At 65.2% G+C, this 26,448-nt stretch carries 26 protein-coding genes; 17 read left to right on the top strand and 9 right to left on the bottom strand.

What is annotated here, in order from left to right; translation table 11 throughout:
• Window positions 1–2: 2 nt before the first annotated feature.
• Both ACT531_RS07085 and ACT531_RS07080 read left to right on the top strand, forming a co-directional pair.
• Complete coding sequence (locus ACT531_RS07085; protein WP_476016942.1) at window positions 3–365, top strand: AtuA-related protein; 363 nt, start codon at window positions 3–5, stop codon at window positions 363–365.
• A gap of 45 nt (window positions 366–410) precedes the next feature.
• The gene (locus ACT531_RS07080; protein ID WP_444824359.1) at window positions 411–1,403 is read left to right on the top strand and encodes a Bug family tripartite tricarboxylate transporter substrate binding protein; all 993 of its coding nucleotides are present in this window, start codon (window positions 411–413) and stop codon (window positions 1,401–1,403) included.
• A gap of 167 nt (window positions 1,404–1,570) precedes the next feature.
• Here the strand turns inward: ACT531_RS07080 and ACT531_RS07075 are convergent, their stop codons facing one another.
• The gene (locus ACT531_RS07075; protein WP_110961215.1) at window positions 1,571–2,464 is read right to left on the bottom strand and encodes a LysR family transcriptional regulator; all 894 of its coding nucleotides are present in this window, start codon (window positions 2,462–2,464) and stop codon (window positions 1,571–1,573) included.
• 136 nt (window positions 2,465–2,600) lie between these two features.
• Here ACT531_RS07075 and ACT531_RS07070 point away from each other — a divergent pair, with 136 nt between their 5' ends.
• Genes ACT531_RS07070 through ACT531_RS07060 form a run of 3 tightly spaced genes read left to right on the top strand, consistent with a single transcriptional unit; the run spans window position 2,601 to window position 4,509 of the window.
• Complete coding sequence (locus tag ACT531_RS07070) at window positions 2,601–3,467, top strand: MBL fold metallo-hydrolase (RefSeq protein ID WP_476016941.1); 867 nt, start codon at window positions 2,601–2,603, stop codon at window positions 3,465–3,467.
• A 46-nt stretch (window positions 3,468–3,513) separates the two neighbouring features.
• Window positions 3,514–3,849: a hypothetical protein gene (locus ACT531_RS07065; RefSeq protein WP_476017001.1), complete on the top strand. Its 336-nt coding sequence runs from the start codon at window positions 3,514–3,516 to the stop codon at window positions 3,847–3,849.
• Window positions 3,850–3,852: 3 nt separating this feature from the next.
• Window positions 3,853–4,509 carry a DsbA family protein gene (locus ACT531_RS07060; RefSeq protein ID WP_476016940.1) on the top strand — a complete coding sequence of 219 codons (657 nt, stop codon included), beginning with the start codon at window positions 3,853–3,855 and terminating at the stop codon, window positions 4,507–4,509.
• Window positions 4,510–4,601: 92 nt separating this feature from the next.
• Here ACT531_RS07060 and ACT531_RS07055 read toward each other — a convergent pair whose 3' ends face one another.
• The 3 genes from ACT531_RS07055 to ACT531_RS07045 all read right to left on the bottom strand — a co-directional run bounded on the left by ACT531_RS07055 (window position 4,602) and on the right by ACT531_RS07045 (window position 6,815).
• Complete coding sequence (locus tag ACT531_RS07055) at window positions 4,602–5,168, bottom strand: P-loop nucleotide/nucleoside kinase family protein (RefSeq protein WP_476016939.1); 567 nt, start codon at window positions 5,166–5,168, stop codon at window positions 4,602–4,604.
• A 236-nt stretch (window positions 5,169–5,404) separates the two neighbouring features.
• Complete coding sequence (locus ACT531_RS07050; RefSeq protein ID WP_476016938.1) at window positions 5,405–6,364, bottom strand: NAD(P)/FAD-dependent oxidoreductase; 960 nt, start codon at window positions 6,362–6,364, stop codon at window positions 5,405–5,407.
• Window positions 6,327–6,815 carry an Rrf2 family transcriptional regulator gene (locus tag ACT531_RS07045; protein WP_476016937.1) on the bottom strand — a complete coding sequence of 163 codons (489 nt, stop codon included), beginning with the start codon at window positions 6,813–6,815 and terminating at the stop codon, window positions 6,327–6,329. The genes ACT531_RS07050 and ACT531_RS07045 overlap by 38 nt, the downstream gene beginning before the upstream one ends.
• A 247-nt stretch (window positions 6,816–7,062) precedes the next feature.
• Between ACT531_RS07045 and ACT531_RS07040 the strand changes: the two genes are divergently transcribed.
• Window positions 7,063–7,782 carry a class I SAM-dependent methyltransferase gene (locus ACT531_RS07040; RefSeq protein WP_476016936.1) on the top strand — a complete coding sequence of 240 codons (720 nt, stop codon included), beginning with the start codon at window positions 7,063–7,065 and terminating at the stop codon, window positions 7,780–7,782.
• Window positions 7,783–7,904: 122 nt separating this feature from the next.
• Here the strand turns inward: ACT531_RS07040 and ACT531_RS07035 are convergent, their stop codons facing one another.
• On the bottom strand, window positions 7,905–8,843 hold the full coding sequence (locus tag ACT531_RS07035; RefSeq protein ID WP_476016935.1) for a LysR family transcriptional regulator: 939 nt from the start codon (window positions 8,841–8,843) through the stop codon (window positions 7,905–7,907).
• 118 nt (window positions 8,844–8,961) lie between these two features.
• Between ACT531_RS07035 and ACT531_RS07030 the strand changes: the two genes are divergently transcribed.
• Window positions 8,962–9,360, top strand: a complete 399-nt coding sequence (locus ACT531_RS07030; protein WP_476016934.1) for a tautomerase family protein — start codon at window positions 8,962–8,964, stop codon at window positions 9,358–9,360.
• A gap of 49 nt (window positions 9,361–9,409) precedes the next feature.
• On the top strand, window positions 9,410–9,886 hold the full coding sequence (locus tag ACT531_RS07025; RefSeq protein ID WP_476016933.1) for a cupin domain-containing protein: 477 nt from the start codon (window positions 9,410–9,412) through the stop codon (window positions 9,884–9,886).
• Window positions 9,887–10,135: 249 nt separating this feature from the next.
• Here ACT531_RS07025 and ACT531_RS07020 read toward each other — a convergent pair whose 3' ends face one another.
• A complete protein-coding gene (locus ACT531_RS07020) occupies window positions 10,136–11,095 on the bottom strand; it encodes an SIR2 family NAD-dependent protein deacylase (RefSeq protein ID WP_476016932.1) in 960 nt (319 codons plus the stop codon).
• A gap of 171 nt (window positions 11,096–11,266) precedes the next feature.
• Window positions 11,267–11,533: a hypothetical protein gene (locus ACT531_RS07015; RefSeq protein WP_476016931.1), complete on the bottom strand. Its 267-nt coding sequence runs from the start codon at window positions 11,531–11,533 to the stop codon at window positions 11,267–11,269.
• 298 nt (window positions 11,534–11,831) lie between these two features.
• Here ACT531_RS07015 and ACT531_RS07010 point away from each other — a divergent pair, with 298 nt between their 5' ends.
• Window positions 11,832–12,296, top strand: coding sequence for a winged helix-turn-helix domain-containing protein (locus ACT531_RS07010; RefSeq protein WP_476016930.1), 465 nt, complete (start codon window positions 11,832–11,834; stop codon window positions 12,294–12,296).
• Between the two features lie 8 nt (window positions 12,297–12,304).
• On the opposite strand, the gene ACT531_RS07005 is transcribed toward ACT531_RS07010, so the two are convergent.
• Entirely contained in the window at window positions 12,305–12,661 is a 357-nt protein-coding gene (locus tag ACT531_RS07005) for a hypothetical protein (RefSeq protein ID WP_060987766.1), read from the bottom strand.
• 324 nt (window positions 12,662–12,985) lie between these two features.
• Window positions 12,986–14,443: an aminotransferase-like domain-containing protein gene (locus tag ACT531_RS07000; protein WP_476016929.1), complete on the bottom strand. Its 1,458-nt coding sequence runs from the start codon at window positions 14,441–14,443 to the stop codon at window positions 12,986–12,988.
• Between the two features lie 156 nt (window positions 14,444–14,599).
• On the opposite strand from ACT531_RS07000, the gene ACT531_RS06995 reads away from it, so the two are divergent.
• The 8 genes from ACT531_RS06995 to rbfA all read left to right on the top strand — a co-directional run bounded on the left by ACT531_RS06995 (window position 14,600) and on the right by rbfA (window position 26,446).
• The gene (locus ACT531_RS06995; protein ID WP_476016928.1) at window positions 14,600–15,412 is read left to right on the top strand and encodes a c-type cytochrome; all 813 of its coding nucleotides are present in this window, start codon (window positions 14,600–14,602) and stop codon (window positions 15,410–15,412) included.
• A 14-nt stretch (window positions 15,413–15,426) separates the two neighbouring features.
• Complete coding sequence (locus ACT531_RS06990; protein ID WP_476016927.1) at window positions 15,427–16,707, top strand: c-type cytochrome; 1,281 nt, start codon at window positions 15,427–15,429, stop codon at window positions 16,705–16,707.
• A gap of 59 nt (window positions 16,708–16,766) precedes the next feature.
• Window positions 16,767–17,168 (top strand): thioredoxin family protein, encoded by a 402-nt coding sequence (locus ACT531_RS06985; protein WP_476016926.1) that lies wholly within the window; start codon window positions 16,767–16,769, stop codon window positions 17,166–17,168.
• A 201-nt stretch (window positions 17,169–17,369) separates the two neighbouring features.
• Window positions 17,370–20,720, top strand: coding sequence for an SNF2-related protein (locus tag ACT531_RS06980; RefSeq protein ID WP_476017000.1), 3,351 nt, complete (start codon window positions 17,370–17,372; stop codon window positions 20,718–20,720).
• A 276-nt stretch (window positions 20,721–20,996) separates the two neighbouring features.
• Window positions 20,997–21,593 (top strand): ribosome maturation factor RimP, encoded by a 597-nt coding sequence (gene rimP, locus ACT531_RS06975; RefSeq protein ID WP_422847041.1) that lies wholly within the window; start codon window positions 20,997–20,999, stop codon window positions 21,591–21,593.
• An 80-nt stretch (window positions 21,594–21,673) separates the two neighbouring features.
• The gene (gene nusA, locus ACT531_RS06970) at window positions 21,674–23,158 is read left to right on the top strand and encodes a transcription termination factor NusA (protein WP_476016925.1); all 1,485 of its coding nucleotides are present in this window, start codon (window positions 21,674–21,676) and stop codon (window positions 23,156–23,158) included.
• A 24-nt stretch (window positions 23,159–23,182) separates the two neighbouring features.
• Window positions 23,183–26,050 (top strand): translation initiation factor IF-2, encoded by a 2,868-nt coding sequence (gene infB / locus ACT531_RS06965; RefSeq protein WP_110961249.1) that lies wholly within the window; start codon window positions 23,183–23,185, stop codon window positions 26,048–26,050.
• A gap of 24 nt (window positions 26,051–26,074) precedes the next feature.
• The gene (gene rbfA, locus ACT531_RS06960; protein ID WP_044400872.1) at window positions 26,075–26,446 is read left to right on the top strand and encodes a 30S ribosome-binding factor RbfA; all 372 of its coding nucleotides are present in this window, start codon (window positions 26,075–26,077) and stop codon (window positions 26,444–26,446) included.
• Window positions 26,447–26,448 lie beyond the last annotated feature (2 nt).

Raw genomic sequence — 26,448 nt, 5'->3', positions numbered from 1 at the left:
CCATGACAACCACCATCACCGTGCCCCTGTACCGCCTGGCCCACAGCCGCACCGGCGACAAAGGCAACCGCTCCAACATCAGCGTCATCGCCTGGCACCCCGCGCTGTGGGATGTGCTGGTCGAACAGGTCACCGAGGCCGCTGTGGCGCAGCAGTTTTCCCAGCGCCGCCCGCGCCAGGTCACGCGCTACCTGCTCCCCCAGCTGCAGGCCATGAACATCGTGCTGGACGACGTGCTCGACGGCGGCGTGAACGACTCGCTCAACCTCGACAGCCACGGCAAGGCACTCAGCTACCTGCTGCTCGATATGCCCGTCACCGTGCCCGCGCACCTGGCTCCGCACTTTGGCGGTCCCACGGCCTAGACCTCCCGTTTCGCTCTTTCATCCATACCAACACCAGGAGACAACATGACCCATTCATCCCCCCGCCGCGCTCTGCTCGCCACTGCCGCCGTGATGGCGCTCGGTGCACTGCACGCCCCCGCTGCACTTGCCCAGGCGGCCGGTAGCTACCCCGCCAAGGCCATCACCTTCGTCGTGCCCTTTGCCGCAGGCAGCGCCACCGACCAGCTGGCGCGCGCGCTGGGCCAGTCCATCACCAACGACACCAAGCAGCCCGTGGTCATCGACAACAAGGCGGGTGCAAGCGGCATGATCGCCGCGTCGGCCGTGGCCAAGTCGGCGGCCGATGGCTACAGCGTGCTCATCACCACCAACACCACCCACGCCGCCAACGAGCACCTGTACAAAAAGCTCTCGTACGACCCGGTGAAGGACTTTGCCCCCGTCACCGGCCTGGGCAAGGGAGGCCAGGTGCTGGTGGTCAATGCCAGCGCGCCGTACAAGAACGTGGGCGAGTTGCTGGCCTTCGCCAAGAAGAACCCCGGCAAGCTCAGCTTTGGCAGCGGCAGCTCTTCGAGCCGCATGGCGGGTGAAATGCTCAAGCAACTGGCGGCCGTGGATATCCTGCATGTGCCCTACAAGAGCAACCCGCTGGCCATCACCGACCTGCTGGGCGGGCAGATCGATTTGATGATCACCGACACCTCCACGGGCGTGCCGCAGGTCAAGGCGGGCAAGCTGCGTGCGCTGGGCTACTCCACGCAAAAGCGCAGCGCGCAATTGCCCGATGTGCCCACGCTGGATGAAGCGGGCGTGAAGGGCTACGACATGGGCTACTGGTTTGCGGCCTACGTGCCCGCCAACACACCCGCGCCCGTGGTGGCGCGCCTCAACGAGCTGCTGACGGCTGCTACCAAGAGCGCCGCAGCCAAGAGCTTCTACGACAACGCGGGCTCCGAAGCCTGGACCACCACGCCCGACGAACTCGCCAAGTTCCAGGCCGCCGAGACCCAGAAGTGGGGCAAGGTGATCAAGGCCGCTGGTATCGAGGCGGAGTGAGCTGCGGGCCCAGCATCAGTGGGGGCAACCCCTGTTGAACCGGGTCGTGTTCATCCTTTTGCCTGGGGTGGGGAAGATTTCTAGCCAAAGTGTCCGGATGCGCAAGAGGAACATGCCTGAGTAGCTATCAAAAGCGTAGTGACTGTGTGTGGCATGGCCAGCCACCCTCACCACGGCACCCCCGCAAACCGCGCCACCAAAAAATCCAGCAAGGCCCGCACCGCAGGCGACAAGTGCCTGCGCGACGGGTACAGCGCATAGATCGTCATCACCGGCAAGTCCCACTGTGGCAGCACGGCCTGCAGCTCGCCGCTGTTCAGGTAGGGGTTGACCAGATAGGTTGGCTGCATCGCAATGCCGCCGCCTGCCAGCGCTGCGCGCATCAGCGTGGTGGCCTCGTTGGCGCTGAAATGGCCGCTCACGCCCACGCGTTCCACCACCTCGCCCTGCGTCAGCTGCCACACGCTTTTGCCAAAGTTGGCATAGCTCAGGCACCGGTGCTGCGCCAGGTCGGCGGGTTGCTGCGGCACGCCGTGCGTGGCCAGGTAGGCGGGTGATGCCACCAGCGCCGAATCACACCGCGCCAGCGGCCGGCCAATCAGCAGCGGGTCGGGCTCGGCGCTGATGCGGATAGCCAGGTCGATGCGCTTTTCCACCAGGTTCAGCGACCCCTCGCTCGCGTCCAGGTCGATCTTGAGCTGCGGGTGCTGCGCCAGAAAGTCCGCAATCGCTGCGCCCATCTGCGCAAACGCAAACGACACGCTGCAGGTCAGCCGCAGCTGCCCGCGCAACGCGCCCTCGGTGGTGGTAGCGGTTTCTTCCTCCAGGTCTTGCGACAGAGCCAGCATCTGCTGGCAGCGGCGCAGCGCGTGCTCGCCCGCATCGGTCAGCGTCACGCTGCGGGTGGTGCGCTGCAGCAGGCGGGCCTGCAGCCACTGCTCCATCTCGCCCACGTAGCGCGTGACCATGGCCCGCGACATCTCCAGTTTGTCGGCCGTGGCGCTGAAGCTGCCGCTGGTGGCAACTTCGGCAAACACATGCATGGCGGTCAGGCGGTCCATAACGTGGAAGTTTTGGGGTTATTTGATCGATTGGCGAAACAAATATGCGCGAATTATCGGGTTTATTGGATCGATTGGCGCAAATAAACTTCATTCCGTCATCTGCACCACCGCTCAACACACCGGAGAAACCACCATGTTCCGCACCACCCTCATCGCCGCCACCCTCGCCGTTGCCTTCACCGGCGCCCAGGCCGCCCAGCCGCTGCAGGTCAAGGTCTACAACGCCGACGGCAACAGCTTCAACGTCAACTCCACGCTGGTCTATGGCGAGAAGGAAGCCATGGTCATCGACGCCGGCTTTACCCGTGCCGACGCGCTGCGCATTGCCGCCAACGTGCTCGACACCGGCAAAGAGCTGAAGACCATCTACGTGAGCCAGGCCGACCCCGACTACTACTTTGGCGTGGAGACGCTGAAAGAAATCTTCCCCCAAGCCGACGTGGTGACCACGCCCGCCGTGCTGGAGAAGATCAACGCCAAGCTGGCCGGCAAGATCGCCTTCTGGGGCCCCAAGATGGGCGCCAACGCACCGCGCACGCCCGTGCTGCCCAAGGCCCTCAGCGGCAACACGTTGAGCGTGGACGGCCAGGCGGTCGAGATCCGTGGCACCACCGGCCTGCTGGCGCACCGCCCGTATGCATGGATCCCGTCCATCAAGGCCATCGTGGGCAACATTGGCGTGGTGGGCACCAACACCCATGTGTGGACGGCCGACACCCAAACCGTGGCCGAGCGCAGCGCCTGGGTGGCCCAGCTCGACGAGATGGCAGCCCTGCAGCCCACCGTGGTGGTGCCCGGCCACATGCCCGCCGGCGGCGCGCTGGATGCCGCCAACATCAGCTACACCAAGGGCTACCTGCAAGCGTTTGAGAAGAACGCCGCCGCCACCAAGACCAGCGCCGAACTCATCGAGGCGATGAAAAAGGCCTACCCCGCAGCGCCCATGGGCCTGTCGCTGGACATCGGCGCCAAGGTCAACAAGGGCGAGATGAAGTGGTGAGATGACGTGCTGAAAGCTGTCAAAGCAAGTTGTTGAAAGGAACCAGATCGTGACCACGCACCCGCTCCAACAAGTCCTGCAGCACCTGCACGCCGGGCGATGGAACGCGGCGCACGATCTGGTGCAGCACGACGGCTCCATGCTCGCCGCCTGGCTGCACGGCATCCTGCACCTGCAAGAGGGCGACCTGGAAGACGCCGAGAACTGGTACGACCGCGCCGCCCGCCACTTCCGCAGCCGGGGCACGCTGGCCGAAGAAATTGCAGCGTTTGAAGCCGCGCTGGCCGCAGCACACCTTACCCAGCTTGCCCAGGCTGCACCCGCAGCGGCACCGGCCGCATCCACACCGCCTGATCCTGAAGATTCTGAAGAGAGACCCTGATCCATGCCCTCCACGCCCACCGTCACCGTGACGTACCTGTTCGACCCCCTGTGCGGCTGGTGCTACGCCGCCGCACCCGTGCTGGCCCGCTTGCAAGCCACGCCCGGCGTGCAGGTGGTGCTGGCACCCACGGGCTTGTTTGCAGGCGCAGGCGCCCGGCCCATGGACGCGCAATTTGCCGCCTACGCCTGGTCCAACGACCAGCGCATCGCGCAGCTCACCGGCCAGCCGTTCAGCCAGGCCTATCGCGAGCAGGTGCTGGGCCAGCCGGCCGGGCGTTTTGACTCGGGCCCTGCCACGCTGGCCCTCACCGCCGTGGCCCAGACCGAGCCCGCGCGTGAGCTGGAGGCACTGCACGCCTTGCAGCACGCACGGTATGTGGACGGGTGCGACACCACGGCGCCCACCGTGCTGGCCGATGTGCTGAGCGCCCTGGGCCTGCATGCCGCTGCAGCCCTGGTGCGCGAGCCTACCGATCCCCTGCGCGCCGCCATGCTGCAGCGCGTGGCCGCCGCCCGTGCCGACATGCAGGCCCTGAGTGCGCAAGGCGTGCCACAACTGGCAGTGGGCGACCCCGCCACCGGCCGCCGCCGTGTGCTGGGCAGCCAGGCCCTGCACGGCAACTTTGACGCATTGCTGCAGCAGGTGGCCCAGGCCTGAGCGGCGCGGTTGGCACGGCGCGGTTGGCACGGCGCGGCTCGGGCTGCACCGTTGCCCGCACTGCAAATTGCAGCCAGGCCCGCGCCGTGTCTTCAAGCCCCGTGGTCCGCCACGGGCACCCACACCACGGTGTGGTTCGCGCACTCCACTTCGTCCGGCGGCTGCCACAGGTCGCTGGCCAGCTCAAATATGTGCGGTGGCACCACCATCGAAAACGTGGCGCCCTGTTCAGCGTTGCGCCGCAACACACGCGCGCGCCGCACCTCGCGCGGGGCGTCCAGCACATACACCACCATGGCATCGGCCCATGGCCCCATGCGGGCGTAAAACGCATCGCGCTGGTGCTGCTGGATCAGGCCCACCTCCAGCACCACATCGCCACCCGCGTTCAGCACGGCCTCGGCCGTCTTCCAGATCTGCGCCAAGCAACGCAGCGTGCGTGGCACATACCAGGCCATGACGTCCGCCGCATCGGGCCGGTCGGCCGAAAACAGTGTGGCCATCCAATCGTCCAGGTTCAGCGGCACGGCGCGGTGCTGGTGCACCAATTGGCGGGCAAAGGTGGACTTGCCCGCACCCACGGGCCCGATGACCAGATGGATGCGCGGGGAGGGGGCGGCGGCGCCCGCGAGGGCCGTGTGTGTGGAAGTGGCGTGCATCAAAAAGTGCTCCAGAAATGCAAAAAGCCCTCTCTGCAAGCAGGGAGAGCCTTCAATGCGATGGACCAAAAAGAAAAGCCCTCAACGGTGGTGGAGGGCTTTGCGGTTCGCTCAGGCCCAAAGGGCCGGACGCGATAGGGCAGTGTAGGTGCCCGCTGCGGGCTGCGTCAACCGTTGGTCCGTGTGCCGTGTGTTGAGTCCCCCAGTCACACCCTGCGCGCACCCGGCAAGCTGGGTCACGCCCCAAACACCAGCGCCTGGTGCGCACCCACACCCGCCAGCACGCCTTCTGCAGACGCCAGCGTGGCGTTGTGCCGCATCAGCGTCAGGTCGCCCGCGGCATACACGCCGGGCACGGTGGTCATCTTGTTGGCATCGGTACGGATGTACGGGCCCATGGGCCCATCGTCGAACGCGCAGCCTAGTTGCTCGGCCAGCGGGCTGGCAGGGCGGGTGGTGGCGGCCACATACAGCGCATCCAGCGGCACCACGCGCGCATCACCGCCACCGATGGCATGCAGCCGCACGGCCTGCAGCGCCTGGCCCAGGCCCTCCAGCGCGGCGATGGTCGCGGGCTCGATGGCAATGCCCAGCGCCAGCAGCCGCTCGCGCTCGGCGCTCTCCAGCGTGGTGTCGCCGTTCAGGAAGAGGGTGGTCGGCCCCCAGTCGGCAATCAGCTGCGCGTGCATGGCCGAGCCTGCCGAGTGGTACAGCACGCCCAGCCTCTGGCCTGCAAACTCGTAGCCATGGCAATACGGGCAGTGCAAAACCGATGCGCCCCAGCGCTCGCGCAGGCCTGCAATGTCCGGCAAACCGTCTTGCACGCCAAACGCCAGAACCAGCTTGTGGGCCTCCAGGGTTGCGCCATCGTCCAGCACCACTTCAAACCCGTTCTCTGGTGACCCGGCGCGTTGCTGCGCCGTGGCCGACACAACCTTGCCCTGCACAAAAACCACCGTGGGGTAGGCCGCCAGCTTGCGCCGCGCCTGCTCGATCATCGCCAGCGGCGGCTCGCCGTCTTGCCCGAAGAAGCCGTGCGACGCGGCCGCAAACCGGTTGCGCGGCTGGCCTGCATCCACCACACACACCCGCCGCCGTGCACGCGCCAGCTGCATGGCGGCCGACAGGCCCGCAAAGCTGCCGCCTATCACGATCACCTCATACGCCTGGGTGGTTGCCATTGCTGCCGTCGCCATGTTCAATCTCCTTGTGACCGTGGCACCCGGCCACCATGCGTTCATGAAACTCGGCCGACAGCTGCGCCAGCGTTACCTCGCCCAGCCGCGCCAGCAGCGCTTCTTCGGCCGCTTGGTAGGCGTCGGTCAGCGCGCGGTTCACTGCCTGCTCCACGATGCAGCCGGGGCTCTCCACGCGGTTGCCCACCGCCAGCAGCGTGGGCGCGCCCAGCGCCTCGTAGATGTCGCGCAGCGTGATGTCGGTGAGCGGGCACGACAGCACCCACCCCCCGCCATGCCCCTTGGCCGACGAAACAAACCCCGCATACCGCAGCCCCGCCATCAGGCGGCGCACGACGACTGGGTTGGTCTGCATGGCCTGCGCCATCGCCTCAGACGTGGCGGGCCCCTCCATCTCTGCCATGTGCAGCAGCGCGTGGAGGACGTTGGAAAGTCGGCTATCTCGTTTCATGCAACATTAAAAGTTGCGTGATGCTAGCATGCAACCAGAAACAATGCTGGCGCACGAACAGACGACTACTGAATTGATAGCTGCTGGCGCTTGATAGATAAGCGCTAGAGGTCAATTTGGCTTGATTTTTTCAGACGTTGCCCACCCCTGACCGTTCGGGTTGAGCCTGCCGAAACCCTACGCTGACCTGGCAATGCCGTTGGACAAGCTCAACGCAAAAGCGCGTATCCACCACACGCAACACACCATGACCCAACCCACCACGTCCCCCTTCACCGACCCCGCCGCCGCCGCCCGCTACGCCGAAGGCCCCCGCCGCAACGTGCCCGGCTACGACAGCCTGCTGCGCATGTCCCGCATCCTGCTGGCCGAGCGCGTGCCCGCCCACGGCCGCGTGCTGGTGGTGGGTGCAGGCGGCGGGCTGGAGCTGGAAGACATGGCGCTGGCGCACCCCGGCTGGCGCTTCGACGGCGTGGACCCCAGCCAGCCCATGCTGGACCTGGCGGCGCAGCGGCTGCAGAGCGCGGGCGTGCCCGACGACCGCGTTGCGCTGCACCACGGCTATGTGCAAAGCGCACCAGCCGGGCCGTTCGACGGCGCTACGTGCCTGCTGACTTTTCACTTTGTGCCACGCGAGGAGCGTGCGGCCATGGCGGCGGAGATCCGGCGGCGGCTGAAGCCCGGGGCGCCGCTGGTGGCGGCGCATCTGAGCGTGGCGGGTGGCGCTGGCCCTGGAGGCGAGGGCGGGGCAGGGGAGCGCGATCTGTGGCTGTCACGCTACGCCGCGTTTCAGGTGGCGTCCGGTGTGCCGCCGGAGCACGCGGCCAGGGCGCGGGACAGGGTGGCGGCAGAGCTGGCGGTACTGACGCCGCAGGAAGACGAGGCGATTCTGCGCGAGGCCGGGTTCACCGATGTGCAGATGTTTTACATGGGCTTTGCGTTCCGGGGCTGGGTGGCATCGGCTTGATAGCAAGCAATGAAAGCGGGCCAACTCACTGACCCACATGCCCGCACCTTGCTCCTCCCAGGCTGTCTTGCAGCTGGGGTCAGCGGCCTCCGGCCAGCCAGCCGGTGGTGCATAAAAAATCTTCAACGCACAGGCGCTAGCGCCCACCGGTCCTTCGACGCCTTCACCAGAAAATCAATCACCGCCTTCACCCTGGCCGCGTTGCGCCGGCCCGGTGACGACACCGCGTACAGCGTGTGCACGGTGCGGGACGCAAAAGGCGCAAGCACCTCCACCAACCGGCCTTGCGCCACATCGGCCGCTGCGAGCGGGCTGGAAAGCATGCCGATCCCTGCGCCGCCCACCAGCGTGTGGTGTACCAGGGCCGAAGTGCTGGCGGCCAGGCGCGAGCGCACGGTTTCCTCCAGCGGCTTGCCTTGTGCATTGCGAAACGCCCAGGTCACCGTCGGCCCCTGCGCGGTGTGTGTGACGGTGTGGTGCTGCTGCAGATCGCTGGGGTCGGCGGGCGTGCCGTGCAGGCGCAAATACTCCGGGGCCGCGTACAGGCGCCGCTCAAACCGGCCCAGCGCGCGCGCCACCACCAGGTCGCTGTGGCCCACGGTGGTGCGCAGCGCCACGTCTATGCCTTCCGTCACCAAGTCGGCCACGCGGTCATCGGCCAGCAGTTCCACCCGCAGCGCTGGGTAGCGCGCCTGCAGGTCCGCCAGGTGGGGCAACACCAGCGCTTCGCAGATCTCCTGGCTTGAGGCCAGGCGCAAGGTGCCCGCCACGCGGCTGCGCTGGTCCGACAGCGAAGCCCCAATGTCCTCCAGCTGCGCCAGCAAGGCACGCGCTTCCTGCGCCAGTTCTGCGCCCTCGGGCGTGGCCGACAGGCCGTGCGTGGACCGGCGCAGCAAACGCACGCCGTAGCCGGCCTCCAGTCGGTCCACACCGCGCGCCACCACCGACACCGCCACATCCATCTCGCGCGCCGCTGCAGAAAACGAACGCAGGTCGAGCGACCGCACCAGCCACCGCAGGTCGGCCGGATCGGGGAGGAAGGAGCGGGGTTCTTTTTTCATCGAGCGCGCCTTTGCGTGCGGAGCAAAAGCCATTATCGCCACGGGCGGTTTCCGTGGCGGGGCGCAATTTCTACAGTGAAGGCTCGTTCAACCCCATGAGTTTTTACAGGAGCCCTCCATGCCCATCCTCAACGTCAGAGTGTCCGCCCAACGCACGCCCGAGCTGTCTGCCCGCATTGCAGAAACCCTGCTCGACCTGACCACCCGCGTGCTCGGCAAGCGGCGCGACCTCACCGCCGTGGTCATCACCTTTGTCGACCCGGCCGACTGGTACGTCGCCGGCCGGTCGCTGGCCGACCTGAAACAGTCGAGCTTCTACTTCGACGTCAAGGTGGTGGACGAGACCAACACCAAGGCCGAGAAGGCGCGCTACATCGCCGAGGCGTTCGCAGCCTTTGAAGGCCTGCTGGGCGCGCTGCACCCCGAAAGCTACGTCTACGTGCAGGACGTGCGCGCCACCGCGTACGGCTTTGGCGGCCGCACGCAGGAGTACCGCCACCAGCACCCCGAGCAATAAGCAATCAATCAAGCAAGCCATCAACCAATAGCTAACCAGGAGCACCGACATGACGACGATGACGACAACGAACAACCACCTTACCGACGTGATCGTGGCCCAGACGCTGGAGCGCGCGGGCCTGGTGGACTGGATACCCGAAGGCGAAGGCAAGTGGTCCCTGCCCATCCAGTTCCTGCCCGACGATGCCGGCTGGGTGGAACTGATGCGCCTGTCGCCCGGAACGCGGCTGGGCCTGCACCGGCACACGGGCGAAGTGCACGCCCTGACGCTGGCGGGCGAGCGCCGCCTGAACGATGGCCGCGTGGTGCGGCCGGGCGACTACATCCACGAGCCCGCCGGCAATGTGGACTGGTGGGAGGCGACGGGTACCGAAGAGCTGCTGGTGCATGTGGTGGTCAAGGGCAGCGTGGAATACCTGGGGCCGCACCACACGGTGTTGCAGCGGATTACCACAGCGGATCGGCGGGTGGACTACCGCCGGCGGTGCGAGGCGGCGGGAGTGGTGCCGCGTGGTCTTTGCTGAGAGTGTGCGGGAGCCTTGCCGGGCGGGTCACTCTAGATAGCGCAGACAAGCACATGCCCTCAAGAAATATGATTGAAAACAGGCTCTAGCGCCTATTGATAAAGCGCTGTTAGCTATTGAATGGATAGCGAGTCTTCCGCCCATGGTCGCTTGCTTGTGGGGGCTGGGCCGTGACCTCTGCCTATGGCGCTATTTGGCAGATGGTTCCTGGCCCGCCATCCGCGTCGGATGTGCCCAAAACAGGTCAACTCATGCCTTCTTGCCCTTCGGTTGAGCGGCCAAGACATGCGCGGGGATCTCATATGCCTCGCCATTCCTGACCTTCTTCAGTAGAGCTACGGCTGCGTCGGAGTACTTTCGAACCTTTGAACCTGCGGCTTGCCCGGTTTTGATCGCGACATGGTAGATATTGTCAAAAGATTGCATGTCGAAACCGCAGTCTTGCTTTATTTTTTTGATCAATTCGTTTGTGTGGTACCAGTGCGGAACGCCTACCTGCTCTGCGAAAGCCGTTGAGGTGTAGGGATGGTTCGCATTTGCCGCTCCCGGATCGCCAAGCCCGGTAACACCAAATAAATTGGCAAAAGTCCCCTGATTCGAAATAGCATGCTCCAGCGCTTCGTAGTTCACTTGTACGTTCTTGGAAGGAATGTCCGTTCTGATCAACGTGTGCATCCGATTGGCAAGTGATCTCAGTGCCTTCAGATCGACTTTTTCCATCACACCGTTAGCACCAAACGCTTCGTATACCCAGCCAAAATCATTGGCCGAGATGCTCTTTATCCGGACGTTGATGTCGTCTCCAACTTCTAATACGCGCTCGCGAGCAGGTTCACTGGCATCATTAATTTCCTTGTCCCACTGGAGGATGTAAATGTTGGGAATCAAGGCGGTTGTCGGTGTGAACATCCGGCTCATGTCATACAGAACGTTCTTGATGTTCTCGTCATTCGCGCCGTAGCCAATAAATAAAAGTGGGTGCTCGGCAAAGTAGGTGAGTAACTTTGCGCTTAGATATCTCTTAGTGCGGTCGAAAACCTCGTAGTCCTCTGCTGTGAGCAGTAATGACCGGGGATCTTTAATAGACCCGTGTATTTTGAAAATTTCGCCGACGACAAGTGCTGATTGCCGAAAGACGTTTTGACCTACAACGACTTCGTACTGCGGAAACAATGGTTCAAGCAACGTGTCGTAATTAGTCGTAATCACGGCATGTGGGCCAAGCTTCTTTAGTGCGGCAAGCTCCGCTTGAAGAGTCTTTTCACCGGCCTTTACCGATAGGTTGTTTAAGAGCGTTGCGACAGTGTGCTTTAGGTATGAGTCACGGGGTGTTTCGGCTGTAAATAGTTCGGGTGGAAAGTTTTTCTTCCCCTCTTTCGTTCAAGCCCATTCGAAGTACAAGTCCGCGAATACTGATCCGACCTTTGAAAGGTCGTTATTATATTTCTGCTTGTAATACGTGAAGTCTTTGTCAATTGCTGGACACGCCTCTGCTGCCTGAGTCAACAGCATTTCCCAATTTGGGCCATTAGCATATCTAAGCGAGAACCCGCTTCCTATGAAAAGAATTGGCTGACACTGAAAAAGTTTGAGTGTTTCCACTACGTCCGCTTTGATCTCTTCTTGATACTGCGCGTAACCAGCCATCAGGTTCTCCTTCTGAATTGCTTACTTCTCCGTCCCAGCCCATGGTATCGCGTTAGAAGCACATGCAAACCAGCACGAACGCGAAGATCGGTTCGCAAGCCGTTTGTCGCCTGCTCGTCAGAACGCTTTTGCCGTCGAGTGCTCCCTGGCAAATGGTCATCATTCACACTCACCAGGGACTTAGTTTGGCTAGATTTAGTCCAAAGTTCAGTCTTGCCCGGCCAAAGTAGACCGCATAGCATCCCTGTTAAGCACCACCCCATGAGGTGCTGCACAAAAACATGACAGGAGACAAGCCTTGCCATCCACCCGCTGGAGTCACTGCGGCACTGAAGACCTGAGCGTCTTGCAGACCATCTTCTGGTCCGCTGGCGCGTCGCGCAATGCGCTGGCGCAGCGCCTGGCCTATTCCAAGAGCAAGGCCAACGCCATGGTGGCGGCGCTGCTCGATGAAGGTCTGCTCGACGAGGTGGGCCTGCAGGAATCCTCTGGCGGCCGGCGGGCCGAAACCCTGCGTTTGAGCGAAACCCTGGGTGTGGTGATTGGTGCCGACCTGGGCGCCACCAGCATGCAAGTGGCGGTGATGCGGCCCGACATGACGGTGCTGGCGCGGCACCGCGAGCCCATGGATGTGCGCCAGGGGCCGGGCGTGATCCTGGCGCGGGTGCGGGGGCTGATGCGCGAGTTGCTGGCACGCTGCGGGCCACATCTGCGCGGACCCACATGGTCTGCACGACCACTGGGGCAAGCAAGGCTGCCCTAGGAAAACAGTCAGGGGTAGCCGTCGGCCAACTGAAACCGCTGGTCAAAATTCATCTTGCCCAGCACGCGCAGCGCCGCGTTACGGGTGGCGTTGTCCACCTTGCTGATGTCCAGGCTGTAGCGTTTGGCGGTGGACACCACGTCCACACATTTGTGGCCCCATTGCACCGCCACGAGCAAGGCGGGGCGCTGGCCTGCCTCGGCGCCGACGGATACGCCGCGTTGCTCGGGCCGCAGCATGAATTCGAGGTGGGGGGTGCGCACCAGGGTGAGGCGGTCGGCGCCCTGGGGGCCCAGTGCGAAGGAGACCACCCAGTCGTCTTCGTCTTCCACCATCACAAACGGTACATGCTGGGGTGCGGCCATGGTGCTGGGCGTTGGGGTTGTAAGGCGGGGCGGGTGGACCGCCGTGGTGCATCGCCCGGTGTGCGGGCGGGCGCCAGTATGCCGCTGCAAGTGCTGTGCCTGCTGCGGGAGAACCCGAGGTTGGGCCTTTCCAACGTGGTGGGTGAGGTGTCAGCGTGGTGCAAGGCTGGCGCGGTGTGGGCTGGCGGGGGTAACGCGGTCAAGTGGCGCCAGGGCCGCGCGCCGTGTGCGGATGCCAGGGTTTTGATGGAAATGGGCCTAAGCGCTACATCCGTATGCCTTGCATGCTATCGTTTTTGATAGTTATTTTGTCTTTGCTGCGCTCTACGGAACGGCTGTCGCCAAATCCGTGGCCAGTTGGCCCACGGTGGCCAGCGCGGCCTCCAGCCGCCCCTGCGCCGGATGCCCGTAGTTGATGCGCACGCAGTGCGCAAATCGCTGGTCGGCCGAGAAGATCTGCCCTGGCGCCAGGCTGATGCCCTGCTGCAGTGCCAGGCGGTGCAGCTCCAGCGCGTTCACCTGGGGTGGCAGTTCCACCCATAAAAAGTACCCGCCCTCGGGCCGTGACACGCGCGTGCCGGGCGGGAAGTGCTGGGCCACGGCCGCCAGCGCAATCGCCTGTTGTTGTTCCAGGCTGCGGCGCAGGGCGCGCAGGTGCCGGTCGTAGCCGCCCTGGGCCAGATATTCGGACAGCGCCTGCTGCGACGGCGTGGCGGCCGAGAGCGTGGTCATCAGCTTGAGCCGCTGCACCGCTGTGGCTTGGCGGCCAGCCGCCACCCAGCCCACGCGGTAGCCGGGTGCCAGGCTTTTGCTGAACGAGCTGCAGTGCATCACCAGCCCCTCGGTATCAAACGCCTTGGCCGGGGGCGGGCGCTGGGGGCCAAAGTGCAGTTCGCCATACACATCGTCTTCGATCAGCGGCACGCCATGACGGGCCAGCAGGGCGACCAGTTCGCGCTTTTTGCCCTCGGGCATCAGGCTGCCCAGCGGGTTCTGAAAGCTGGGCATGAGCCAGCAGGCCTTGATGGGCTGGTGGGGCTTGTGCGAAGACTGGCGCTCCAGCGCCTCGGCCAGCGCGGTCAGGTCAATGCCATCGCGCGGGTGGGTGGCGATTTCCAGCGCCTGCAGGTTCAGCCGCTCCAGTGCCTGCAGCGCGGCGTAGAAGGTGGGCGATTCGACCACCACCACGTCGCCGGGCTGGGTGACGGCCTCCAGGCAGAGGTTGAGGGCCTCCATGGCGCCGTTGGTGATGATGATTTCTTCCACGTCCACCGCCATGCCGTGTACGCCGTAGCGCAGCGCGATCTGCTGGCGCAGGCGTTCGTCGCCGGGTGGCAGGCTTTGCACGATGTTCCACGGGTCGAGCTTGCGCATGCCGCTGGCAAGGCACCGCGCCAGGCGCTCCAGCGGAAACAGCTCCAGCCCCGGGAATGCCGAGCCCAGGGGCACCAGGTCGCGGTCGCGCGCCAGACCCAGCACCTCGAACACCAGGTCGCTGATGGCCACCTCGGTGGAGGTGACTGCGGGCTGGGAGGGCTGGGGCTCGGCCGGGCGGGCCTCGGCGGCGCCGGGCAGCCGGGTGCTGACGTAGTAGCCCGAGCGCGGGCGGGCGTGGATCAGGCCCTGGGCCTCCAGCAGGTAGTACGCCTCGAACACGGTGGACGGGCTGATGCCCCGTGTGCGGCTGGCCTCGCGCACCGAGGGCACGCGGTCGCCGGGGCGCAGCGCGCCGCTGTGGATGAGCTGGGCGATGGCGTCAGCGTGGCGTTCGTAGCGCTTCATGGGCGGGGCGAGGTTGATACAGGGCAAACTGATACAGGGCAAACTGATCTGTATTTTTAACTCGAAACTGAATCTGTACTGTTTTTATGGTCGGGCGTAGAGTGACGGACTGTGTGGGCGCACGCCCACTGACAGTTTCTCCAGAGATAAAAAGCCATGATCGATTGCCTGCGCAGCCTGTTGCGCCCCGTTGTCTGCCTGCCTTCTGCCGCTGCCGTGCTGGCGCTGGCCTTGAGCGCTGGTGCTGTGGCCCAGACGGCGCCCGCCAGCACCACCCCTGTAGCGCCCGTGGCCACCGCATCCGCCGCGGCCACGGTGCCTGCGTCGTCCATGACATCGCGCGTGCTGGCCTGCACCGCCTGCCATGGCAAAGAGGGCCGCGCCACGCCCGATGGCTACTTTCCGCGCATAGCAGGCAAGCCAGCGGGCTACTTAACCAACCAGTTGCTCAACTTTCGCGATGGGCGGCGCAGCTACCCGCAGATGGGGTACCTGATCGAGCACCTGACAGACGACTACCTGCGCGAGATGGCCGAGTACTTTGCCGCGCAGGACCTGCCGTACCCGCCGCCGCTTGCGCCGCAAGTGCCACCCGCCGTGCTGGAGCGCGGGCGCGTGCTGGTGCAGCGGGGTGACGTTGCGCGCAACATCCCGGCCTGCGTGGCCTGCCACGGTGCGGCCATGACGGGTGTGGTGCCGTCCATCCCCGGCCTGCTGGGCCTGCCGCGTGACTACCTCAACAGCCAGCTGGGTGCCTGGAAGACCGGCCAGCGCCGCGCGCATCTGCCCGACTGCATGGCCGACATTGCGCGCCAGCTCACGCCTGACGATGTGAGCGCGGTCTCGGCCTGGCTGGCCGCGCAGCCGGTGGCGGCGGGGGGCAAGCCGGCCCGCACTTTGCCTGCCGCGATGCCCGCCCGTTGCGGTGGTGTGGCCGAAGTGCCCGTGGCCGCTGCGGCTGCACGTTGAGAAGGGATGTACCGATGAAACGCATCCTTTGGACGATTTCTTCCGTTCTGGCCGGCTTGGGCATTGCTGCTGCAGCGCTGATCTCCCTGAACCTGCGCGGCGAAGAGCCGCTGCCCGCCACCGAGACGCTGCAATCCACCCCCGCGCTGGTGCAGCGTGGCGAATACCTGGCCCGCGTGGGCAACTGCATGGCCTGCCACACCACGCAAGGCGGCGCGCCGTTTGCGGGCGGGCGCGGCATCGAGACGCCGTTTGGCGTGGTGCACAGCTCCAACCTCACGCCCGATAGGGCGCAAGGTATTGGCAGCTGGACCTCGGCCGAGTTCTGGCGCGCCATGCACCATGGCCGCAGCAAGGACGGGCGGCTGCTCTACCCGGCGTTTCCGTACCCCAACTACACCCAGGTGACGCGCGAGGATTCGGATGCCATCTTTGCCTATCTGCAAAGCGTGCCGGCTGCGCCCGACGCCAACCGCGCCCACGCGCTGCGTTTTCCGTACAACACGCAGGCGGCATTGGCGGTGTGGCGTGCGCTGTTTTTTGCACCCGGGGCGCCCGCCGCCGAACCCACGCAGACGGCCGAATACAACCGGGGCGCCTATCTGGTCAACGGCCTGGGCCACTGCACCGCCTGCCACACGCCGCGCAACGCACTGGGTGCTACGTCGGACGCCAAGGCTTTCACCGGCGGGTTGATCCCGGTGCAGAACTGGTATGCCCCCGCGCTCAACGCGGCGCATGAGGCGGGCGTGAAGGAGTGGCGCACCGACGACGTGGTGGCACTGCTCAAGACCGGCGTGGCCCCGCAGGGCTCCGTGCTGGGCCCCATGGCCGAGGTGGTGTTCCGCAGCACGCAGTACCTGAGCGACGCCGACGCGCGCGCCATGGCTGTGTACCTGCAAGGCCTGCCGCAGCAGGATCACAAGGCGCCCGCCACCGTGGCAGCCCCCACGGCCAGCGCGATGGCCCGGGGCGACAAGGTGTACGAGCAGCAATGCGCCCAGTGCCACGGCGACCGGGGGCAGGGCGAGCCCGGCGCGTTCCCGGCGCTGGCGGGCAACCGCGCCGTCACCTTGGCTGACCCGACTAACCTGGTGCGCGTGGTGCTGCAGGGCGGCTACCTGCCCGCCACCGCAGGCAACCCGCGTCCGCACGGCATGCCGCCGTTTCAGCAGACCTTGTCGGACGAGGAGGTGGCGGCGGTCACCACGTTTGTGCGCAACAGCTGGGGCAACCAGGCGCCAGGTGTGGGTACCATCGAGGTCTATCGCGCGCGTGAGCGCCGCGGCATGTAGCGCCAGGCCCGGGGCCAGCGCCCGCCGCCCCGCAGCGCGGCCCTCCAGGAGCCTTTTTGATGTCCAGTCCCGCCGCACTGCCCGAACCCACCCCCACGAGCCAGGGGGCTGCCACGCCCAGCGGCTGGTGGGCCGTGTGCCTGTGCGCAGCGTGGTGTGGCACCTGTGGCATTTACCGCCCCTTGTTCGACGAATTGGCCCGTGCCCACCCGGACGTGCGGTTTGAATGGGTAGACATTGAAGACGAGTCCGATCTGGTGGGGGACCTGGACGTGGAAACCTTTCCCACCCTGCTGATTGCCGACGGCGAGCGGGCCCTGTTCCTGGGGCCGCTGTTGCCGCAGGCGCCGGTGCTGACACGGTTGTTGACCAGCCTGCAGGGGGCGGCGCCCGGTGGTGCTGGCGTTGGGGGCGATGCCCAGGGCGTTTTTGACAGGGTGCGTACTGCACGCGGCGGCTAGTGGGCAGTCTTGCGGCCTGGTAGCGGTCGTTGCCGTAACTCCGCTCATTGCTTGGATGCTCTTTATTTGATAGCTGATAGCGCATGATCCACTAGCGCTACAGCCACTTTTTGCTCGAAATCCGTGTCCACACCCCGCCCACCCTGGTTCCCGCTCAACTCGCTGCAGGCCCAGTGCGACAAGGGCGCTTGGGAGCGGGGCATGGAGCTGTACCGCCAAGCAGATGTGGTGCGCGTGGGGCTCCAGCAACAGGCCGAGGGCCGCTGGGCCTTGGCGGGTGAAGTGCAGGGCAGCTCGCCCGATCCGTACGAAGTGTCCGTGCAACTGGTGCTTGCGCCCAATGGCCAGGTCAAGCAATGGTCGGGCGATTGCAGTTGCCCCGTGGGGGCAGATTGCAAACACGCCGTGGCCCTGACCCTGGAGGCCGCGCACCGCGACCTGGCGCAGGGCCCGTCGTCCACGCGGGCTGCCGATGCGCTCAAGGCCATGCAGGAGCGCAAAGAGGCCCTGGCGCGCGCCGAGGCCGAGGCCCGCTTGCTGCACTGGCTGCAAGAGTGGGACCGTGCCCTGGGCGTTGCGGTGCCGCAGGAGCCGGTTGCACGGCCAGGGCGGCCCGAGTGTTATCTCTATCTGGTCTCCACCGTAGGGCGGGCGCGCACCACAGTGCCGCAGTTGCAGCTGGAGGCCGTGGTGTCGTACCCCAAACTCACGGGCGGCTGGGCCAAGCCGCAGCAGATCCGCACCCAGCCGGCACCTGGCCAGGCCGTGTACGACCGCGCCAGCGACGCCGACCGCCAGGTGCTGCAGCTGCTGCGTGCCATGCCCCGCAGCGTGGGGTACTACTCGGCCTACAGCGTCGCGCCCATTGGGGTGCTGGAGGGCGCGGTGGGCCTGCTGGCGCTGGAGCAGGCAGCGGCCACGGGCCGCCTGTTTGTGGATGCGGGTGGGTCCACTGTGGGCGCGCCTTTGCGATGGGGCGACCCGTTGCCGATCACGTGGGCATGGCAGGCGCCCACGCCTGCGCAAGGCGGCGAGGCCGTCTGGGGGCTACAGGCACGGCTGCCGGGCGACACCGCCATGCTGTGCGACAACCACCCGCCGCTGTATCTGGACGCCGTCCAGGGCGTTTGTGGACCGGTGCACGCAGAGGGCCTGAGCCCTGCGCAGGTGGCCATGCTGCTCAAGGCGCCCGCGCTCAGTGCAGCGGCCCTGCAAAAGCACCATGCCGAGGTGGTGCGCCGCATTGGCGGCGTGTTGCCGTTGCCTCCTGCGCTGGGGCCGCTCACGCAGGTGCGGGGGGTAAAGCCCGTGGCGCGCTTGCATTTGGCACCGTCGCCTGCCGACAGGGTGGCCGAAATGGGGCTCATCACCGCGCAATTGCGGTTTGACTACCAGGGCCATGTGGGCTGGTGGGCAGGGCAGGATCTGGCGGTGCTGGTGCCCGGTGCCGACGGCAGTCAGGTGCTGCTGCAGCGCGATGCCGTGGCTGAACGCCACGTCGTCGAGCGCCTGGAGGGGCTGGGCCTCTTGGCCACCGACGACGGCCTGTTCGGCATCCCCGGCGAGCGCTCGCAGGACGACTGGATGCACTGGGCGGACGACGGCTTTGCAGCGCTGCGCGGCGCGGGGTTGGATGTCACGCTGGAACCTGCGCTGCAGGGCTGGGTGCAGCACGCCGACCGGCTGGATGTGGTGCTGCAGCCTGCGGGTGACGATGCGGCCACATCGCCCTGGTTTGCGCTGTCGCTGGGCATGGAGATCAATGGTGTGCGCCACAACATCCTGCGCTGGCTGCCCGATTTGATTGCCGCGGCGGCGGCCCGGCCGCTGGACCCTGCCACGGGCCTGCCCCAGCTGCCTGCGCATGTCTACATGGCCTCGTTGACCGGCCCTGGTTTTGTGCGCCTGCCCACCGACTCGCTGCGGCCCTGGATGGCCGCGCTGCTGGATCTGGCGGGCGACCGCGCGCGCGACTTCAACGCCGACAGCCTGAAGCTCTCGCGCCTGGACGCTCTGCGCACCAGTGCTGCGCTGGGCGAGGGCGCGGTCTGGCAGGGCGCCGCCGCCTTGCACGACATGGTGGCCCAGCTGCGCGGCGCCAGCGCCTTGCCCGAGGTGCCGCTGCCCACCAGCGTGCGGGCCACGCTGCGCCCGTACCAGCAGCAGGGCCTGAACTGGCTGCAGTTTTTGCGGGCCCACGGCCTGGCCGGTGTGCTGGCCGACGACATGGGCCTGGGCAAGACGCTGCAGACCCTGGCGCACATCCAGGTCGAAAAAGATGCCGGACGGCTGACTGCCCCCGCACTGGTCATCGCCCCCGTGAGCCTGATGGGCAACTGGCAGCGCGAGGCCGCGCGCTTTTGCCCGGGCCTGCGGTGCCTGGTGCTGCATGGCGCGGGTCGGCACGAAGTGGCCGACGAAGTCACCGCGCACGACCTGGTCATCGCGCCGTATTCGCTGCTGCATCGCGACCGAGACCGCTGGCTGGCGCACCCATGGCACCTGGTGGTGCTGGACGAAGCCCAGAACATCAAGAACGCCAGCAGCCAGGCCGCGCAGGTGGTGAGCGAGCTGCAGGCGCGCCACCGGCTGTGCCTGTCGGGCACGCCCATGGAAAACCACCTGGGTGAGATCTGGAGCCTGTTCCACTTCTTGATGCCGGGTTTTTTGGGCGGCGCGACGCGCTTCAAGGAAGTATTTCGCACACCCATCGAAAAGCAGGGCGACAGCGCGCGCATGGCGCAACTGCGGGCGCGCATCACGCCCTTCATGCTGCGGCGGACCAAGGCCCTGGTGGCGGGTGAGCTGCCGCCCAAGGTGGAATCGGTCATGCCCGTGGAGCTGACGGGCGCGCAGGCCGATCTGTACGAAACCATCCGCCTGGGCATGGAAAGGACCGTGCGCGAGGCGCTGCAGTCCAAGGGGCTGGCGCAATCGCAGATCGCGATCCTGGACGCACTGCTCAAGCTGCGGCAGGTGTGCTGCCACCCGCAGCTTGTGCCGCTAGAGGCTGCTGCCAAGGTCAAGACGTCGGCCAAGCTCGACCACTTGATGGCACTGCTGCCTGAAATGTTGGCCGAGGGGCGGCGCGTTTTGCTGTTCTCACAGTTCACCAGCATGCTCACCCTGATCGAGGCCGAGCTGAAGGCGCGCAACCTGCCTTGGGTCAAGCTCACGGGGCAGAGTGTCAAGCGCGACGCGATCATCGAACAGTTCACCAGCGGGCAGGTGCCCCTGTTTCTCATCAGCCTCAAGGCGGGCGGGGTGGGGCTGAACCTGCCGCAGGCCGACACCGTAATCCATTTCGATCCCTGGTGGAATCCGGCAGTAGAGGACCAGGCCACCGATCGCGCCCACCGCATCGGCCAGACGCAAAGCCTGTGGGTGATCAAGCTGGTGGCGCAGGGCACGATTGAAGAGAAAATCCTGGCGCTGCAGGAGCGCAAGGCCGAGCTGGCAGACAGCCTGTACAGCGGCGCGGCCGCCCGCAAGGAGCCGCTCTTCACCGAAACCGATCTGGCAGAGTTGTTGCAGCCGCTATCAGTGTCATAGCTGGTAGCGCATGTGGGACAAGCGCAAGACGCTGATTTGGTGCGCTGCGGCCCCGCAGGCCGCATGAACACTGGCTGGGGCCGGTTGACAACAGTTTTCCGAACCCGTGCCTTTGCAAATCAACAGTTTGCACGCTACAATACGACTCTCACGACCAAACGGGCGGGTACCAACCGCCCGTTTTTTTTGGTCGAACGCTTTTGGAGCTCGAAGCTGTCGGGGAAGAGTCTCCGGGGGTTATCGGGTTTTTTGTTTTTCCGGGATTGAACTGAGCACGTGGCACTACAGCAAGTCGTTGAACAAATTGTGACGGGACTGGGATATGACCTGGTGGAGATCGAGCGCTCTGCCGGCGGCCTGTTGCGCGTCACCATCGACTTGCCCTGGGAGCAGCCAGCCGCTGATGCCCCCCAGCCCGTGATCGAGCAGTTCGTGACGGTCGAGGATTGCGAGAAGGTCACCCGCCAGCTGCAGTTTGCGCTGGAGGTCGATGGCGTCGAGTACAAGCGCCTCGAAGTGTCATCCCCCGGTATCGACCGGCCCCTGCGCCACGAGCAAGACTTCGTGCGCTTCGAAGGTTCGGTCATCGACATCACTCTGAAGGCGCCCATTGGCGCCGCAGCAGCGGGAGGGCAAGTCAATGCCACCCGCAAGAAATTTCGCGGCACGCTGGAGCGGGCCGAGGCTGGTGGCTGGCAGATCGTCTGGAGCGACGAGCCGCCGGTCAAGCCAGGTCAAAGAGTCAGCAAGAAACGCGTGCCCGCCCCTTTGCAGGCCATGGGCTTCACCTTGGACGAGTGCCGGGATGTGCGTCTGGCGCCCATCGTGGACTTCAAGGGGCGTGCAGGCAAGGCCGGGGCAGCACCTGCCTGATTTGCTGCAGAAAATTGTGGGGTGGGTGGTCGCAGCGCGCAGCCCCCGCCCTCGGGTGATTGAAATAGGAGAGTCGTCGCATGAATCGCGAATTGTTGATGTTGGTTGAGGCCATTTCGCGCGAGAAGAACGTGGAGCGTGATGTGGTCTTGGGCGCCGTGGAGTCGGCCCTGGCCCAGGCTACCAAGAAGCTGTACCAGGGCGAGGTGGACATTCGCGTGTCGATTGATCGCGACAGCGGCAATTACGAGACTTTCCGCCGCTGGCTGGTGGTGCCCGACGACGCCGGTCTGCAGAACCCCGAAGCCGAAGAGCTGCTGATGGATGCCAAAGAGCGCATCCCGGACATCGAGGTGGGTGAATACATCGAAGAGGGCGTCGAGTCCGTGCCCATCGGCCGCATCGGTGCCATGGCTGCCAAGCAGGTCATCCTGCAGAAGATCCGCGACGCAGAGCGCGAGATGCTGCTGAACGACTTCATGTCGCGCGGCGAAAAGATCTTCACCGGCACCGTCAAGCGCATGGACAAGGGCGACATCATTGTCGAATCCGGCCGTGTGGAAGGCCGCCTGCGCCGCAGCGAAATGATCCCCAAGGAAAACCTGCGCAGTGGCGACCGCGTGCGGGCCATGATCATGGAAGTGGACCTGACCCTGCGTGGCGCGCCCATCATCCTGTCGCGCTCGGCACCTGAGTTCATGATCGAACTCTTCCGCAACGAAGTGCCCGAGATCGAGCAAGGTCTGCTGGAGATCAAGTCCTGCGCCCGTGACCCCGGCTCGCGCGCCAAGATCGCCGTTCTGAGCCACGACAAGCGTGTGGACCCCATCGGCACCTGCGTCGGCGTACGCGGCACCCGCGTGAACGCGGTGACCAACGAACTCGCTGGCGAGCGCGTGGACATCGTGCTGTGGTCTGAAGACCCGGCCCAGTTCGTGATTGGCGCACTGGCCCCGGCCAATGTGTCCTCCATCGTGGTCGATGAAGAAAAGCATGCCATGGACGTGGTCGTGGACGAGGAAAACCTCGCCATCGCCATCGGCCGTGGTGGTCAGAACGTGCGCTTGGCGTCCGACCTGACCGGCTGGAAGATCAACATCATGGACGCCGCCGAAAGCGCGCAAAAGCAGGCCAACGAGACCGATACGGCCCGCAAGCTGTTCATGGAAAAGCTGGATGTGGACGAGGAAATCGCCGACATCCTGATCTCCGAAGGCTTCAACAGCCTGGAAGAAGTGGCCTATGTGCCGCTGCAGGAAATGCTGGAGATCGAAAGCTTCGACGAAGACACCGTGACCGAGCTGCGCGCCCGCGCCAAGGATGCGCTGCTCACCATGGAAATCGCCCGTGAGGAAAGCGTGGAAGAGGTCTCCCAGGACCTGCGCGATCTCGAAGGCCTCACCCCCGAGCTGATTGCCAAGTTGGCTGAGGGCGGTGTGCACACACGTGACGACCTGGCCGACCTGGCCATTGATGAACTGACCGACCTGACCGGACAGTCTGCAGAAGAAGCCAAAGCCTTGATCATGAAGGCGCGCGAACACTGGTTCGCGGGGCAAGAGTAAAGGTCAGGGAGGCACGAACCACATATGTCCAGTAACACTGTCGCCGAGTTCGCCACCGAACTCAAAAAATCGCCTGAAACCCTGCTCGATCAGCTCAAGGCTGCGGGCGTGGGGAAGGCTGCCCCCTCCGACGCGTTGACCGAGTCGGACAAGCAAAAGCTGCTGGCTTACCTGCAGGCCAGCCACGGCACGGCTTCGGCCGACCGCAAGAAGATCACGCTGGTCAAGAAGTCCACCAGCGAGATCAAGCAGGCCGATGCAACGGGCAAGGCCCGCACCATCCAGGTGGAAGTGCGCAAGAAGCGCACGTTCATCCAGCGCGACGAAGGCGCAGAGGCCACGGCCGAGTCCCAAGCAGCGGCTGCGGTGGAAGAGCCCGCCGTGTCGAGTGAGGACCTCGAACTCTCCCGCCGTGAGGAAGAAGCCCGCCGCCAGGCCGAGCTGATCCGTCGCCAGGAAGCGGAGCTGGCCGAGAAACGCGCAGAGCGCGAAGCCCGCGAAAAGCGCGAGCGCGAAGCCGAAGAGCGCGCTGCCGCCTACGCCGCCCAAGAAGCCGAAAAGAAGGCCCAGGCCTCGGCTGTGAAGCAGGAAGCCACGCGCGAGCAGGCGGCCGAAGCTGCTGCACGCGCCGCCGCCCAGACGGAAGCCCGCGAAAAGGCCCAGGCAGAAGCCAAGGCCCGCGCGGACGAAGAGTCTGCCCGTGCCCGCGATCTGGAAGAGCGCCGCCGCAAGGCCCTGGCCGAGGCAGAAGCCATTCGCGCCATGATGGCCACGCCCAAGAAGGCGGTCATGGTGGCCAAGAAGCCCGAGGAACCCAAGCCAGCAGCTAAGCCTGCTGCCGTGGGCGACGCCAAGAAGGGCACGCTGCACAAGCCCGCCGTTGGTACCGGTGGTGCGCGTACGGCAGCGGCTGCCCCCGCAGCGGCAGGCGCTCCCGGCGCTGGCAAGGAAGTCAAGTCGGCCAAGCTGTCGTCCAGCTGGGCCAACGACACGGCCAAGAAGAAAGAAATCAAGACCCGCGGCGACAGCAGCGGTGGTGTGGGTCGTAACAACTGGCGTGGTGGCCCCCGAGGCCGCCGTGGTGACAACCGCGACCAACGCGATGACCACCAGAACGCAGCCCCGGCAGAAGCCCGCATCATTGAAGTGCATGTGCCTGAAACCATCACGGTGGCAGAGCTGGCACACAAGATGTCGATCAAGGCCTCTGAAGTCATCAAGGCCCTGATGAAGATGGGCCAGATGGTCACCATCAACCAGCCGCTGGACCAGGACACCGCCATGATCGTGGTGGAGGAAATGGGCCACAAGGCGGTGGTGGCGGCGCTGGACGATCCAGAAGCTTTCACCGACGACGATGCAGGTCAAAAAGACGCCGAGCTGCTGCCACGCGCTCCGGTGGTTACCGTCATGGGCCACGTGGACCACGGCAAGACCTCGCTGCTGGACTACATCCGCCGCGCCAAGGTGGCTGCAGGTGAAGCCGGCGGCATCACGCAGCACATTGGTGCCTACCACGTGGAAACGCCACGCGGCATGGTGTCGTTCCTCGATACCCCTGGTCACGAGGCCTTCACGGCCATGCGTGCCCGTGGTGCCCAGGCTACCGACATCGTGATTCTGGTGGTGGCTGCCGACGACGGTGTCATGCCCCAGACCAAGGAAGCCATCAAGCACGCCAAGGCTGCCAAGGTGCCAATCGTGGTGGCCATCACCAAGGCGGACAAGCCCGATGCCAACCCCGACCGTGTCAAGCAAGAGCTGGTGGTGGAAGAGGTGGTGCCTGAAGAGTACGGCGGCGATTCGCCCTTTGTGGCCGTGTCGTCCAAGACCGGCATGGGCATCGACGACCTGCTGGAGCAGGTCCTGCTGCAGGCCGAAGTGCTGGAACTGAAGGCGCCGGTCGAAGCCATGGCCAAGGGCCTGGTGATCGAAGCCCAGCTGGACAAGGGCCGCGGCCCGGTGGCCACGGTCCTGGTGCAGTCCGGTACGCTGAAGGTGGGCGATGTGGTGCTGGCTGGCCAGACCTCCGGCCGCGTGCGTGCCATGCTGGACGAAAACGGCAAGCCCGCCAAGACGGCTGGTCCGTCGATCCCGGTGGAAATCCAGGGTCTGTCGGATGTCCCGCAGGCCGGTGACGAGTTCATGGTGCTGTCCGACGAGCGCCGTGCGCGCGAAATCGCGACCTATCGTGCTGGCAAGTTCCGCAACACCAAGCTGGCCAAGCAACAGGCCGCCAAGCTGGAGAACGTGTTCAACGAGATGACTGCGGGCGAGGTTCAGACCCTGCCCATCATCATCAAGGCGGACGTGCAGGGCTCGCAGGAAGCGCTGGCAGCCTCGCTGCTCAAGCTGTCCACCGACGAGATCCGCGTACAGCTGGTCTACGCCGGCGTGGGCGGTATCAGCGAGTCCGACGTGAACCTGGCGATTGCTTCCAAGGCCATCGTGATCGGCTTCAACGTGCGTGCCGATGCCGGCGCGCGCAAGCTGGCCGAGTCGAGCGATGTGAACCTGCACTACTACAACATCATTTACGACGCCGTGGATGAGTTGAAGGCAGCCATGTCCGGCATGCTGGCCCCCGAGCAGCGCGAAGAAGCCCTGGGTACCGCCGAGATCCGTACGGTGTTCGTGGCTTCCAAGATCGGTACGGTGGCGGGTTCGTACGTCACCTCCGGCCAGGTCACGCGCAATTGCAAGTTTCGCCTGCTGCGCGACAACGTGGTTATTTACACCGGCGAAGTCGAGTCTGTGCGCCGCCTCAAGGACGATGTCAAGGAAGTCAAGGAAGGCTTCGAGTGCGGTATCAAGCTGCGCAACTACAACGACATCAAAGAGGGCGACCAGCTGGAGTTCTTCGAGATCAAGGAAATCGCGCGGACGCTGTAAGGCGAACGGGATACCAGCGACAACATGGCTGCGAAGAAATCATCCGCCCCCAACCGCGCCTTCAAGGTGGCCGATCAGATCCAGCGCGATCTGACGGAGCTGATCGCGCGCGAGTTGAAAGACCCGCGCGTGGGCATGGTGACGCTACAGGGCGTGGAAGTCACTCCCGACTACGCCCACGCCAAGGTGTTCTTCAGCCTGTTGACGGGTGACCCGGTGGAAACCCAGGCAGCCCTCAACCAGGCTGCCGGGTTCCTGCGCAACGGCTTGTTCAAGCGTTTGCACATCCACACCGTGCCTACGCTGCATTTTGTGTTCGACCGCACCTCCGAGCGTGCGGCCGACATGAATGCCTTGATTGCCAAGGCGGTGTCTTCGCGCGCGAAAGAGGACTAGTC

The sequence above is a fragment of the Acidovorax sp. DMC1 genome (genome assembly GCF_056314325.1).
This window is presented reverse-complemented; position numbering and strand designations above follow the sequence as displayed.

Excerpts from the sequence above, each read along its gene's own strand:
- ACT531_RS07085 (WP_476016942.1), top strand. The coding sequence starts at position 3 with ATGACAACCACCATCACCGTGCCCCTGTACCGCCTGGCCCACAGCCGC.
- ACT531_RS07080 (WP_444824359.1), top strand. The coding sequence starts at position 411 with ATGACCCATTCATCCCCCCGCCGCGCTCTGCTCGCCACTGCCGCCGTG.
- ACT531_RS07075 (WP_110961215.1), bottom strand. The coding sequence starts at position 2,464 with ATGGACCGCCTGACCGCCATGCATGTGTTTGCCGAAGTTGCCACCAGC.
- ACT531_RS07070 (WP_476016941.1), top strand. The coding sequence starts at position 2,601 with ATGTTCCGCACCACCCTCATCGCCGCCACCCTCGCCGTTGCCTTCACC.
- ACT531_RS07060 (WP_476016940.1), top strand. The coding sequence starts at position 3,853 with ATGCCCTCCACGCCCACCGTCACCGTGACGTACCTGTTCGACCCCCTG.
- ACT531_RS07055 (WP_476016939.1), bottom strand. The coding sequence starts at position 5,168 with ATGCACGCCACTTCCACACACACGGCCCTCGCGGGCGCCGCCGCCCCC.
- ACT531_RS07050 (WP_476016938.1), bottom strand. The coding sequence starts at position 6,364 with ATGGCGACGGCAGCAATGGCAACCACCCAGGCGTATGAGGTGATCGTG.
- ACT531_RS07045 (WP_476016937.1), bottom strand. The coding sequence starts at position 6,815 with ATGAAACGAGATAGCCGACTTTCCAACGTCCTCCACGCGCTGCTGCAC.
- ACT531_RS07040 (WP_476016936.1), top strand. The coding sequence starts at position 7,063 with ATGACCCAACCCACCACGTCCCCCTTCACCGACCCCGCCGCCGCCGCC.
- ACT531_RS07035 (WP_476016935.1), bottom strand. The coding sequence starts at position 8,843 with ATGAAAAAAGAACCCCGCTCCTTCCTCCCCGATCCGGCCGACCTGCGG.
- ACT531_RS07030 (WP_476016934.1), top strand. The coding sequence starts at position 8,962 with ATGCCCATCCTCAACGTCAGAGTGTCCGCCCAACGCACGCCCGAGCTG.
- ACT531_RS07025 (WP_476016933.1), top strand. The coding sequence starts at position 9,410 with ATGACGACGATGACGACAACGAACAACCACCTTACCGACGTGATCGTG.
- ACT531_RS07015 (WP_476016931.1), bottom strand. The coding sequence starts at position 11,533 with ATGGCTGGTTACGCGCAGTATCAAGAAGAGATCAAAGCGGACGTAGTG.
- ACT531_RS07005 (WP_060987766.1), bottom strand. The coding sequence starts at position 12,661 with ATGGCCGCACCCCAGCATGTACCGTTTGTGATGGTGGAAGACGAAGAC.
- ACT531_RS07000 (WP_476016929.1), bottom strand. The coding sequence starts at position 14,443 with ATGAAGCGCTACGAACGCCACGCTGACGCCATCGCCCAGCTCATCCAC.
- ACT531_RS06995 (WP_476016928.1), top strand. The coding sequence starts at position 14,600 with ATGATCGATTGCCTGCGCAGCCTGTTGCGCCCCGTTGTCTGCCTGCCT.
- ACT531_RS06990 (WP_476016927.1), top strand. The coding sequence starts at position 15,427 with ATGAAACGCATCCTTTGGACGATTTCTTCCGTTCTGGCCGGCTTGGGC.
- ACT531_RS06985 (WP_476016926.1), top strand. The coding sequence starts at position 16,767 with ATGTCCAGTCCCGCCGCACTGCCCGAACCCACCCCCACGAGCCAGGGG.
- ACT531_RS06980 (WP_476017000.1), top strand. The coding sequence starts at position 17,370 with ATGGAGCTGTACCGCCAAGCAGATGTGGTGCGCGTGGGGCTCCAGCAA.
- nusA (WP_476016925.1), top strand. The coding sequence starts at position 21,674 with ATGAATCGCGAATTGTTGATGTTGGTTGAGGCCATTTCGCGCGAGAAG.
- infB (WP_110961249.1), top strand. The coding sequence starts at position 23,183 with ATGTCCAGTAACACTGTCGCCGAGTTCGCCACCGAACTCAAAAAATCG.
- rbfA (WP_044400872.1), top strand. The coding sequence starts at position 26,075 with ATGGCTGCGAAGAAATCATCCGCCCCCAACCGCGCCTTCAAGGTGGCC.